Below are 12,379 nucleotides of genomic sequence, written 5' to 3' on the forward strand. Positions count from 1 at the left end.
TGTAGCAGTCCTCAACAGATTTACGGAATTAGGTCGACCACTTACCCAAGTTACGCCTTAAATTTGGCTCAATTAGGGGCGCTTTGCCTTTCAAATCTTTGTGCAACAAAGCCATAGCAGCAGTAAATTCAGGGCAAAGCTGAGCAACAACAGTAATTGAGTCAAGCTTTCCCTGTTCACCTGAAAATACATATTCAGTGCTTGTACGCCCGGCTGTAGGCTTTTCCACCGTTGGTGGTAAAGTAATGACACGCCGTTCAGCTAAACGTTCGATTGTTCTTTTGACAGAATCTAAGCGGATGTTAGTAATAGCTGAAATATCTGAACTAAGCATTTGTTGAGAAGGCAAAAGAGAAGTAAGGGAGGTATTCATAATTAAGCCTCCATTGGAGCAGCAGCAGCTTCTTTCTTGTTATTGTGCCATTCAACAATATCCTGATAATCAAAGAAAACGGGTGCTTGTTTTGAGGTGCCCATTTTCATTGGTCGTGGAAATGAAGGATCTTTACGGATCGTATGGCGAAGAGATTCTCGTGTTACATCAAGTAGCTGACAAGCAGTACCAAATTGAATTCGGATTGGTTTTGTTTGAACCATGTTGATAACCAAGTTTGCAAGAACATGGTTGTATCTAAACAGTTTCGATCGTACGGACGCATAGCACGTAAATGCAAAAAACTACGGACGTAATTTTACGTACGTAGTTTTAAGGTTATAAAATTCAATAGCTTAGTTAATTATTGATTAATAATTTTTTTCTATCATCATGCCATCCAATTAACGGTGATGTTATATCTCGTAGTCTGCGCGTATACGTATCATCTCGATCGCCGGAATAGGGTGTATTATTTTTGATCCAAATATTTGCTTTATTACTATGCTTGCCTGATTTGGGATTAGTAACATAAACTGATTCCCATAATTGAATAGCATAAGCTAGATCAGGCGCGTATCTTTCATTGTCAGTGCTGTCTAGAATTAAATCTAGTAGGTTATATGACTTTACTGGCTCTAATGATTGTTCCGACTGTAATTGCTCAATTTGTGTATTTAAGTTTTTAATAGTTTCTCTCAGTCTTTCTATTTCTTCATTTTGCTCATTAATTCTTTTGTGCTCGACAGTGAGATTACCTTCTTCCATTATTATTAGATGCGCATTAAAACTCTGGATAAGAATTTTGTTTTTCTTAAGAGTCTCTTTTAATAATTCAGCAGGGATCATTTCTGATTCACCTAAAATGCCATCTTTAGACCATGAGCTAATTAAATTATAAGAATGTAAATAATGCTGAAAGTATTTAACGAAATTCGGTTGATCTCGATAAACTTCTACGAATAGCGGATTATTCATAGAAACAATTGAAGCTGCTTCATGAATTGAGAATGATGGTTTTGAGAATAGTAGATGTTTATATTCTTCATGATTGTATTCACGCCGTAAGGCGTCAAACTTTCTTTTATCAGGATCATTAAAATTTATTCTTTTTAACTCTTCAATATGAAACACTATCTCTTTTTTAGAATATTCAATTCCTTTGTATTCCTCATCCTTCATATCCCTAATCCAAAAAAAATCCTTAACGTCATCATCATACCTACGCTCATATACGTGAAGAGATTGGTTAAGTTCTGGTTCATTAAGTGGTATTTCAGAATATTGAGATATAATTTGATCAATTTTTAATAGATTAAAAGTTTGGTTTTTTGATCGTAATTGCTCAATCAGATCCTGACTAAAAACATATCCTTGAAATGGTACGTGCCATTTAGCCTCCACTACATGTTCAGGATAATCTCTTTTATCCTCACTATGGTGTTCGCGAGTTTCTTCTATACAGACTAAATTACCATCAAGATATACACACGGATGCAGCATGCTTCTTCGGCAATAATCAATAATATCTAAGAGAGATAATGGCTCATCTGAGACAGATAACACCTCTTCTAAAGTATAGAAATTCTTCATTCTGCCTCCCACAGCACCCCAAAATAGGAGCTAAGCCAATCGGATTGGGTATCCGACTTTCGCACCGTCGAGCTAGGCTTAGCAAACTGAATATAAACGATATTGAACTATATATGTGTATATCTTGGCATTAGCGCGACAAGGTATGTCACTTTACTTTCTTGAACTGGATAATGCTTTGATCTGCAATTTCTTCAAGATAATTTGCATACCATTGCATCATATTGGCTCTGTCCTCTAAATATTGAGCTTTATTATAAACGCCAGCTACACCATCCTTAACGTGTGCCAAAGCTGCTTCAATATGCCGTTCATCAAAGCCTTTGTTATTTAGAAGGGTACTAGCAATATGCCTAAAGCCATGAGGTGTCTGCCTGCCTTCATAACCTAAACGCCGTAATGCCATAATAAATACCGCATCTGATTTAGGTTTACTCTTGTCGGATCTACTGGGAAATACAAACTCAGAATTGGTTTCATAGCTTTTCAATTCTTGGAGGATTGCAATCGCTTGTTTAGATAAAGGTACAACATGCTCACGGCGTTTCTTCATACGTTCTTCAGGGATATTCCATAAAGCATTATCAAAGTCGAACTCATCCCATTTAGCTTGTCTTAATTCACTTGGACGACAAAACAACATAGCTAAAAGCTGTAAACCAGTTCTCACATCCAATGTAGGGTAATTATTGATTGCTCGAATTAAAGTAGGTAACTCTTGTTCACTCACATGAGCCATGTTTTCCTTTTTACCTTGCTGCAAATACTTCTGAATACCCTCTAATGGATTGTAGTCGATACGACCAGTGACTTTTGCATAGTCGTAAATATCTCGGCACATTGCCCGAACACGGTTGACCTGTTCATAGATGCCTTGCTTCTGTTGAATACTTTGTAAATGATTCATCCATTCAATTGGCTTGATCGTGGTGTACAAGCGTTTGCCAAAAACAGGGAATATATGTTTTTCCAATGCGCCTTTATTCCTGGTCATTGTATCACTCACCCAAGTATTAACTTTAGTGTCTAACCACTCTCTAGCTAGTATTTGAAAGGTGGCATTGTTTTGTTCAAGTTCTTGGCGGTTTCTTTCCTGTTTGGTAATGATTGGATTATCGCCGTGTGAAATATCTTTAATAATTTCGGATGCTTTTTTTCTTGCACCTTTTCCAGATAATTCAGGATAAGTACCTATCCCAAGCCATGACCATTTACCATCAGCCTTTTTGTATCTGAATAACCATGCTTTTTTACCATCAGGCTTTACACGGAAATATAGGCCATCACCGTCTAATTCTCGATATTCTTTTTCTTCAGGTTCTAGGTTAGAAAGTACGGTGTCAGAAAGGGGACGGCGTTTTATATCTATTCTTTTCATGGCTTGTACACCAGTGAGTTCAATAAAATGTGCGATGTACAAGATAGTGTACACGGTACATGTACACTATAGCTAGTTATGTTTGGTTATGTTTAGGCAAGAAAAAAGGCTTAATCCGTTTAGGGTCAAGCCTTTTGTCTTTGAAACTTGGCATATTTTGCCATGTTTTGGAAGGTATTTGGTGGAGGTGGCGGGAGTTGAACCCGCGTCCGCCAGCACTACACTCGAGAATACTACATGCTTAGATATCGTCTATTGTTTTAACACCATGTGACCCGACGAACAGGGTACAAGGTGCGATCCTCTAAGTTTGGTATAAAGCCCCGAGGCTTGGCTCTATACGGACTTGTGTGCGTGCGCTTCGGTCGGGTTCCTAAACCACAAGTATTCTAGGAAGCGGACAAGCTGCCCTTAGGCAGCTAGAGCGTAAGTTTCGTCGTTTGCGACTATTTAAATGCAAATTTTATTTACGAGAGAAAATGCGCTCTCGGCATGCATCTATGAGCTTCATCACCAGCGTCGAAGCCAATAACACCCCCATATATGAACGAGTATCATAGCACAAATATTATGGATTTGAACGTTAATTTCTATGTAATTTGATCGATTAATAGATTCTTGCACTTCAATTAATCCAACGGACAATAAACTCGCTACAGCAATCAAGTCATTTACTTAAATTGAAATAAAATAAAGAATTTGATTGAAAATACATCATATTGTTGTTTAGAAGAAAAAATTTGCTATGAAGAGCGGGGTCGCATCAAAGAATAAAATTGAGAAAAAATGTTTTGAAAATTAGACTAATTATTACCGTGATAAATTATGTTATTTGTGTTATAAATTGTATCTTAATTGTTTTTATTTTTTGCATTTGCTTTTTGATGGTTATTGGGGTTGATAAGTGGATGAGGATTCAACACTTTCGATAAAAAATTTTAATTTAGAAATCTCAGGGAAGAAAATTTTAAGATCTTTAAATTTAAAGGTTTTAAGCCAAGGGATTACTATTTTAATGGGACCTTCTGGAACAGGTAAATCAACTTTACTGCGTACACTTGCGGGTCTGAATCAAGGAAATCCTCAACTCAAGTTCAGTGGTGAGATCACTTACAATGGCTATTCATTATTCGACTCTGATAAAAAACCTGCCTTAGTTCAGCAAAAATTAATTCATATTACACAGACTGTTAAAGAAAATATTCTTTCACATTTACCTAATCGTTCGAGCTTAGATTTACAACAACAAATCCGTCTAATTCAGCAGTTATGCGATCAGTATGATCAAACTTGGATTCTGGCAAAGCTTCACCAATCGACGGCAACTTTAGAACGCCATGAAGCAAAGAATTTAGCAATTTTATATACCTTGTTGTCAGAGCCAGCACTGTTGATGATTGATGAACCAACGGTGGGGTTATCTGATTCCGATGCGATTTTTGTGCATGATTTAATCCGAAAAATTGCCAAAAAAATCCCGATTTTGATTGTATCTCACCATATTCAACGATCTAAAAAATTAGCCAATTACGTTGGTTTATTAGCAAATGGTTGCATACAAGAAATTAGCTCAGCGGAAGCTTTTTTTGAACATCCTCAACACGAGATGACGAAACAATTTCTGAGAACCGGGTCCTGTGCGGAGCTTTCTGCTGAAGAGTTAGATCGACAAGAGCAATCGTTGATGAATCTCCAAGTAGCGACTTCAAAACATTTGAGTTTAGCTAAACCTTTAGTAGACGTTGATCAAATATCAAATGAACCAATTTTAGACTGCTCGCAGAAAATCCAAAGTCGTGAAGATACAGACACCAATCTGCAACACGTTGATTTTTTAGAACACGAAGCTGATGCAAAAAACCAAGCTAGAGGCCCTTTGGGATTTGTTTGGCTAATTCGCGGACGGCTTGCTGGTTGTCCGTGTCCTGGAGTAGTTCGAGAGACGGCACTTGATTTGAAGTATTTACAGGATGTTGGAATTACTGATTTGGTATCACTAACCGAGGAAAGTTTTAACCCTGATCTAGCCGCTGAATTTGGCATAACCGTTTCACATTTCCCGATTGACGATATGTCTGTTCCATCTTTGCAGGATGCTTATCAGTTTTGTCTATTTATTGATCAAAAAATATCTCATCGCAAATCCATTGCTTTGCACTGTAAAGCAGGTTTGGGGCGAACAGGAACGATGTTGGCTGTTTACTTTTTATGGAAAGCAAGGCTTCAAAAGACTGCACTTGAGGCAATCGAATATATACGTTCTCTGAATTACTTGATGATTCAATCTGAGCAACAGATTGATTTTTTGTATGATTTTTCAATTTTTTTAGAAAAACACATTGATTCTAATGTGTTGGTTAGCAAGGCGTAACTCGCCATACAAGGGGAAAATAAGATGTTAGATGATGCTTTACAACGTGCAATGACCAGCGTACCAAACTGTCTCGCAGCTGGTTTTGTAGATTTAAATTCAGGAATGATTTTAAGTATTAAAACGGTTGATTCACATCCTTCGGAAGTGTTTGATTTTTTAGCTGCCGCTACAGCTGATCTTTTTCAGGGGCCGAATGTTGTCGCAATTGAGAAAATCTTTAAAAAATCACGTGGTTTGATGGATGAAGATAATTATCACTTCCAAGAAATTATCGTGAATAGTGAAAACTTGATCCACGTATTTATTCGTACCAAAGATCAAAACGAGATCGTATGTTTTGTTTGCCGTAAAGGTGCGAACTTAGGCATGGTGTTGACTAAGGCTCGTATTGCTTTACCAACGATTGAACGCGCGTTCCACGCATAATTCAGTCGATGCGTATGTTTTAAGCAAAGTCTAACTTTGCTTAAAACAACGATGAACTTCATGATGAATTTTCAAAAAGGTGAGCGTGATGCCGCGTCTTGAATTTGCAGGATATACGATTGAAAGTAAAGCTGACGAAACGGTTTTAGCATGCTTTCAGCGTTCAGGTATAGAAATCGATTTTTCATGTAAAAGCGGTGTATGCCATCGTTGCATGTTGAAATGTATTTCTGGTGACATTCCTGAACAGGCAAGTCGTAGGCTACCCACCACGCATCAAGGGCAAAACTATTTACTCGCGTGTCAGTGTGTTCCAACAACGGATATGAAATTAGTTGCGAAGTCAGACGAAGACAGCATAACGCAATGTATGGTTTTGTCATCAATTTCACAAGCAGATCATAGTCTGATTCAAGCAGAGCCTTATAGAGAACTGACTTATCAAAAAGGTCAGCATGTTTATGTAACTGACATCTCAAAACAGCACTCAATTTTAGCAAAATTAGTGAGTGATCCTGAGCAAGAAACATCTCTGAGTATTGAAATTGCTAAAAAAGATATGGAGTGGGTTAAAGAGCAAGGCTTGGATCAGTTAGGAAATGAGTTCTACCTGAAAGGCCCAATTAGCGCACCTCAAGTCATAATCGAAAACGATGTAGCGATCAATCCAGCCTTATGGGAAGCGTTGGGCGGGGATCATACAGTCAGAAAAATTTTGACCGAATTCTATAAGAAAGTATATGCCGATCAGCAACTTGCTCCATTTTTTGAAAGAGTAACTATAGATCGAATTATTGGAAAACAATTTGCATTTTTAAAACAGTTAATTACAGGTGAGGCGACTTTCTTTGGTGAGCAACCAAGAAATTCACATCATTGGATGGTGATCTCAGATGAGTTATTTGAGCACCGTATGTTACTGATGCATCAAACTTTATTAGAACACAAACTATCGGCTGATTTGATTGAACAATTTGAACGTTATGAGCTGCAATTTAAAAACGATATTGTCAAATCCCAAGCTTGGTTAAAACAAGTTGGTGATTTATTAGTAGACACTGAAAAATATGAAGAATGTCAGTTAGATGAAGCAACAGTTTGTGATTATTGTGAGGCGGAAATTGAGCAAGGCACTATGGTGAGATTTCATGCGCGTCTTGGAAAATTGGCGTGCAAAGCTTGTTCAAAATAATGCGTTGATGGATAAAGCTTTAGTAATTATCCAGTAAAAATTTACTTGATGAATGGTCGTGCGGGAGAGAAAAAAAATGATTGGTCAATTTTCAAGAACAGCAATGGTGTTTATTGAAAAAACCTTACGTGAATGTGAACAATGTATAGGTTTTTCGGGAGCTGCTCTGTCTAGCCCTGATGGTTTGGTTCTGGCGATGCATGGACAAATCTCGGGTGATGAAGCCGCAGCATGTGCATCTAGTTTGTTTGTAGAGTCAGAAACTGCTTTAAGTTATATCGGAGAGTCCGAGCCACGTATGATGTTGCTATGGACTGCAAATAAATTGTTGGCTTTGCACTTGCTTAAAAATGGCAGTATTTTCTTTGTGACATCCACTGAAAAAAATAATTTTAATGCGGTGCTTAAATTTAGTTTAGAAACATCAAAAAAATTGGATAACGCTTTAAGCATAATGGGTTAAACAAACTTAAACATGCTAGAAGATTTAACTACTCATGATCATTTTGAATGAGAAAATAGTCCTTGTTTGTTCCCGCTTTTTAAAGGAGGGAACAAGCACGATTTTGGATTAGATTTGCTCTAAAGGTTACTTCAACTGATTAGTCAAAACCAAACAAAGCTAGATCAAGTTTAAGTTTTATAAGTCGATAATAAAATACTGGTTTCACTATTGTAAATTCCTGAAATATTACGAATTCTTTCTAATGCTTTGTCGAAATTTTCTAAACTATCGGACTGTAATTCGACCAAAATATCCCATTTACCATTGGTGGTATGTACACGTTCAACTGCCGATTCTAAGCGGAGTTCTCGGATTACTGCTTGTGCCTTAGTGCCTTCGACCATGACATTCATCCATGCACGAATGATATTTTTTTCAACATTTGGGCGATAACGAACCGTATAGCCTGTAATGATGCCTGTGCTTTCCATGTACTCGATTCTCTTTTGAACCGTGGCACGTGAAACGCGTGCTTTCGCAGCTAAGTCCGTGATCGACATCCGTGCATTATCTTTGAGCAATCCTAAGATAATATGATCAACATTATTCATTTTGATATTTTCTATTAGCAAATTGATAAAAATTATCTCATTTTAATTATTTTAAAGAATTTTGTGAATCATTTTGATTATTAATAATAGTGCTAATAGAAGCTCCAAACATTTTTAACGTTGTCAGCGCAAGTCACTAATGTAGTCATGGAACGATGGAGTGAAAGGATTCTCTTTTGAATCAAAGGGAATCTATAGATAACAGGGAAAACTGATTAATTAAGGAATAAATGATGTCTTTATCATATACGGGTCAACATGGCGGTGCTTGGCAAACTTATCTCACTCAAATTGATCGAGTGGCACCTTATCTTGATGCTGATTTAAGTAATTTTATTAATACCCTTAAAACGCCAAAGCGTACATTAATCGTTGATGTTCCAATCGTGATGGATGATGGTTCTATCCGTCATTTTGAAGGTTATCGTGTACAACACAATTTATCACGTGGTCCAGGTAAAGGCGGTATTCGCTATCATCAGGACGTTGAGTTAAATGAAGTCATGGCACTATCTGCATGGATGACCATTAAAACTGCAGTACTTAATCTCCCATTTGGTGGTGCAAAAGGTGGTATCCGTGTTAATCCAAAAGAGCTATCTCCACGCGAGTTAGAGCGTTTAACTCGTCGCTTTACCAGTGAAATCAGTCCAATTATCGGTCCTCAAATTGATATTCCAGCACCAGATGTTGGAACGAATGCCAACATTATGGGTTGGATGATGGATACGTATTCAAGTATCAAAGGTCATACAGTTACGGGTGTAGTCACTGGTAAACCTGTGCATTTAGGTGGTTCATTGGGTCGTGTACGTGCGACTGGTCGTGGTGTATACGTGACTGGTTTGGAAGTCGCGAAACGCATTGGTTTAGCGGTTGAAGGCAGTAAAGTTGCTGTACAAGGTTTCGGTAATGTTGGTAATGAAGCCGCTTACTTGTTTAGCCACGCTGGTGCAAAAGTTGTCTGTGTACAAGACCATACAGGCACGATTTTTAATGCTGAAGGTATGAATGTTAAAGCATTACAAAAACATGTCACTGAACATGGTGGTGTAATGGGCTTTGCAGATGCAACGGTGATTGCTGATGAGGAGTTTTGGAATGTTGAGATGGACATTCTCATCCCAGCAGCATTGGAAGGACAAATTACAGTCGAGCGTGCACAAAATCTAAAAGCAAAAATCGTGCTTGAAGGTGCCAATGGTCCAACATATCCAGAAGCAGACGATGTATTTGTTCAACGAAATATTACCGTTGTTCCAGATGTTATCTGCAACGCAGGTGGTGTTACCGTCAGTTATTTTGAATGGGTTCAGGATATGGCGAGCTACTTCTGGAGTGAAGATGAAATCAATGAGCGCCTTGATAAGTTAATGATTCAGGCAATTGCTGATGTTTGGAATACGGCTGAGCTTAAAGGATGCAGTTTGCGTACTGCTGCTTATATCTTGGCATGTGAACGTATCTTAAAAGCACGTAAAGAACGCGGTATTTTCCCTGGTTAATAAAGGGTATAGAACAGGCTTCGGCCTCGGGCTTGTGGTATTGACACAAGCCCAAAGATTAAACAGGAAGTGAGTATATAAAATGAATGATGTCGCTATTACACGTAGTCATTTTAATGACTGGATGGTTCCCGTCTTTGCCCCAGCAAACTTTATTTTAGTCCGTGGCGAGGGTTCTCGTCTTTGGGATCAGAACGATAAAGAATATATTGATTTTGCGGGTGGAATTGCGGTGAATGCTTTGGGTCATGCGCATCCTGTTGCAGTCAATGCCTTAACTGAACAAGCACAGAAGCTTTGGCATATTGGCAATGGTTATACCAATGAACCAGTTTTACGCCTTGCCAAACAATTAGTGGATAGCACATTCGCAGACAAAGTGTTTTTCTGTAACTCGGGTGCCGAAGCCAATGAAGCTGCTTTGAAATTAGCTCGAAAAATTGGTTTGCTCAGTGGTAATCCAAACAAAAATCATATCGTTGCATTTAAAAATGCCTTCCATGGTCGTACCTTATTTACCGTTACTGCTGGCGGCCAACCAAAGTATTCTCAAGACTTTGCACCATTACCTGAAGGCATTCAACATACGGCATTTAATGATTTAGAAGCAGCGAAAGCTGTAATTAATGAAAATACATGTGCCGTAATTGTCGAGCCGATTCAAGGTGAAGGTGGTGTAGTTCCAGCGGATCTTGAGTTTTTAAAAGGTCTACGTGCCTTATGTGATGCCAATGGTGCGGTATTAATTTTTGATGAAGTACAAACAGGTGTTGGTCGTACAGGCTCTTTGTATGCCTATATGAATACAGGTGTTACTCCAGACATCTTAACGACTGCTAAAGCATTAGGTGGTGGTTTCCCAATTGGTGCGATGATTACGACAGACCATTATGCCAACATGTATGCCGTAGGCGATCACGGTACGACTTATGGTGGTAATCCACTGGCATGCGCAGTAGCGGGTGCAGTTTTTGAGTTTATTAATACGGCTGAAGTTTTAGAGGGTGTGAAACAACGCCATCAATATTTCGTAGATGCATTAAATAAAATCAATGCGCAGTATGGATTATTCAAAGAAATTCGTGGTCAAGGTTTGTTGATTGGTTGTGTATTGAAAGATGAACATGCAGGTAAAGCTAAAAATATCGTCACACTTGCGGGTGAAGAGGGTTTATTAGCTCTAGTTGCGGGTGCAGATGTCGTGCGCTTTACGCCTTCACTGATTATTCCAATGGAAGATATTGATGAAGGTTTAAATCGTTTTTCACGTGCATTAGCACGTCTCTAAATCTGCTGTGAGCATCTAACCATGATGATTGTTAGACATGCAGCGCATCGGGACTTAGATGACATTTATCGTTTAGCGCAACGAGCAGGTGAGTCAGGTATCGGCCTGACCTCCTTGCCGCAAAATAAAGAAATCTTGGCAGCGCGAATTGCACGCACGATAGGTACTTTAGAAGGTACGACTGAGCAGTGTGATGCAAGCTATTTGTTTGTTTTAGAAGACACCGTATCTCAGACAATCGTTGGTGTAAGTGCCATCGAGGTTTCGGTTGGTTTGAAAGAGCCATTCTACAACTTTCGTGTGGCGAAACAGGTACATGCTTCTAAAGCACTCAATGTTTACAATGCTTTAGACACCTTGTTTTTGAGTAATGATCATACAGGTTGTAGTGAGTTATGTACCTTATTCCTTGATCCTGAGTATCGAAAAAATCAAAACGGTAAGTTTCTTTCTAAGGTTCGTTTTCTATTTATTGCTGCATTTCGCTCGTATTTTGAAGATCGCTTAATCGCAGAAATGCGAGGTTTCTCAGATCAAAATGGTCATTCACCATTTTGGGATGCGTTGGGTTATCACTTCTTCAATATGGATTTCGCGACCGCCGATTATTTAAGTGGTATCGGTCAAAAAGTCTTTATCGCTGAACTAATGCCAAGATTTCCTGTCTACGTCAATCTATTACCAGCTGAGGCTAGAACGGTAATTGCAGAAGTGCATCCGCATACATTGCCTGCAGCAAAAGTTTTGATGTCAGAAGGACTTAAATATCAAGGTTATGTCGACATCTTTGATGCTGGACCTACTTTAGAAGCGAATACTGCGGATTTGCGGGCGGTCAAAGAAAGTCGAACAGTGAAAGTCAAAATCACTGAGCAAATCGAAACGACTGATACACACTATTTGGTCGCAAATGACCAATACAAAAATTACTGCGTGCTGTTGATCAATAACAAAGTCTGTGATGGCGATACCTTAATGATCACATCTACACAAGCTCAGGCTCTCCAAGTTAACGAACAGGATGAAGTACGAGTTTTAGCATTAGATAAAATGGAGAATCACTAATGTCGCAAGGTGAATTATTAGACCTCTTGCAAAAATCATTTTTCAACCAACTCCATGTTGTAAATTGCAGCAATTAAATTCAGACGTAAACCCATGCGTTTACGCCTATTTCGATAACGTGTAGCCAGA

At 38.5% G+C, this 12,379-nt stretch carries 12 protein-coding genes, 1 other RNA gene and 1 pseudogene; 7 read left to right on the plus strand and 7 right to left on the minus strand.

The window, feature by feature from the left end; genetic code table 11:
- Positions 1–28 precede the first annotated feature (28 nt).
- From ACSC97_RS16115 to ssrA, 5 genes are all read right to left on the minus strand, one after another.
- Positions 29–373 carry a hypothetical protein gene (locus tag ACSC97_RS16115; RefSeq protein ID WP_436661947.1) on the minus strand — a complete coding sequence of 115 codons (345 nt, stop codon included), beginning with the start codon at positions 371–373 and terminating at the stop codon, positions 29–31.
- Positions 374–375: 2 nt separating this feature from the next.
- Positions 376–597 carry a transcriptional regulator gene (locus ACSC97_RS16120; RefSeq protein ID WP_436661949.1) on the minus strand — a complete coding sequence of 74 codons (222 nt, stop codon included), beginning with the start codon at positions 595–597 and terminating at the stop codon, positions 376–378.
- 136 nt (positions 598–733) lie between these two features.
- Positions 734–1,966 carry a hypothetical protein gene (locus tag ACSC97_RS16125; RefSeq protein ID WP_279675534.1) on the minus strand — a complete coding sequence of 411 codons (1,233 nt, stop codon included), beginning with the start codon at positions 1,964–1,966 and terminating at the stop codon, positions 734–736.
- 148 nt (positions 1,967–2,114) lie between these two features.
- A complete protein-coding gene (locus ACSC97_RS16130) occupies positions 2,115–3,344 on the minus strand; it encodes a tyrosine-type recombinase/integrase (protein ID WP_279675584.1) in 1,230 nt (409 codons plus the stop codon).
- 179 nt (positions 3,345–3,523) lie between these two features.
- Positions 3,524–3,883: a transfer-messenger RNA gene (gene ssrA / locus ACSC97_RS16135) on the minus strand.
- A 365-nt stretch (positions 3,884–4,248) separates the two neighbouring features.
- On the opposite strand from ssrA, the gene ACSC97_RS16140 reads away from it, so the two are divergent.
- The 4 genes from ACSC97_RS16140 (at position 4,249) to ACSC97_RS16155 (ending at position 7,799) form a co-directional block, all read left to right on the plus strand.
- The gene (locus ACSC97_RS16140) at positions 4,249–5,715 is read left to right on the plus strand and encodes a phosphatase domain-containing putative toxin (RefSeq protein ID WP_436661951.1); all 1,467 of its coding nucleotides are present in this window, start codon (positions 4,249–4,251) and stop codon (positions 5,713–5,715) included.
- Between the two features lie 24 nt (positions 5,716–5,739).
- Entirely contained in the window at positions 5,740–6,144 is a 405-nt protein-coding gene (locus tag ACSC97_RS16145) for a hypothetical protein (protein WP_436661953.1), read from the plus strand.
- A gap of 88 nt (positions 6,145–6,232) precedes the next feature.
- A complete protein-coding gene (locus ACSC97_RS16150; protein WP_436661955.1) occupies positions 6,233–7,336 on the plus strand; it encodes a 2Fe-2S iron-sulfur cluster-binding protein in 1,104 nt (367 codons plus the stop codon).
- A gap of 76 nt (positions 7,337–7,412) precedes the next feature.
- Positions 7,413–7,799 (plus strand): roadblock/LC7 domain-containing protein, encoded by a 387-nt coding sequence (locus tag ACSC97_RS16155; protein WP_004913841.1) that lies wholly within the window; start codon positions 7,413–7,415, stop codon positions 7,797–7,799.
- A 170-nt stretch (positions 7,800–7,969) separates the two neighbouring features.
- Here the strand turns inward: ACSC97_RS16155 and ACSC97_RS16160 are convergent, their stop codons facing one another.
- The gene (locus ACSC97_RS16160; RefSeq protein ID WP_004913839.1) at positions 7,970–8,392 is read right to left on the minus strand and encodes an Lrp/AsnC family transcriptional regulator; all 423 of its coding nucleotides are present in this window, start codon (positions 8,390–8,392) and stop codon (positions 7,970–7,972) included.
- Positions 8,393–8,622: 230 nt separating this feature from the next.
- Here ACSC97_RS16160 and ACSC97_RS16165 point away from each other — a divergent pair, with 230 nt between their 5' ends.
- The 3 genes from ACSC97_RS16165 (at position 8,623) to astA (ending at position 12,250) form a co-directional block, all read left to right on the plus strand.
- Positions 8,623–9,897, plus strand: coding sequence for a Glu/Leu/Phe/Val family dehydrogenase (locus ACSC97_RS16165; RefSeq protein WP_099948256.1), 1,275 nt, complete (start codon positions 8,623–8,625; stop codon positions 9,895–9,897).
- Between the two features lie 82 nt (positions 9,898–9,979).
- On the plus strand, positions 9,980–11,185 hold the full coding sequence (locus ACSC97_RS16170) for an aspartate aminotransferase family protein (protein WP_436661958.1): 1,206 nt from the start codon (positions 9,980–9,982) through the stop codon (positions 11,183–11,185).
- Positions 11,186–11,206: 21 nt separating this feature from the next.
- Positions 11,207–12,250: an arginine N-succinyltransferase gene (gene astA / locus ACSC97_RS16175; protein ID WP_436661960.1), complete on the plus strand. Its 1,044-nt coding sequence runs from the start codon at positions 11,207–11,209 to the stop codon at positions 12,248–12,250.
- Positions 12,251–12,285: 35 nt separating this feature from the next.
- Here astA and ACSC97_RS16180 read toward each other — a convergent pair.
- Positions 12,286–12,379: pseudogene (locus ACSC97_RS16180) on the minus strand (IS5/IS1182 family transposase); the annotation flags it as partial.

It is taken from the genome of Acinetobacter sp. P1(2025) (assembly GCF_051390655.1).
GTDB classification, from domain to species: domain Bacteria; phylum Pseudomonadota; class Gammaproteobacteria; order Pseudomonadales; family Moraxellaceae; genus Acinetobacter; species Acinetobacter junii.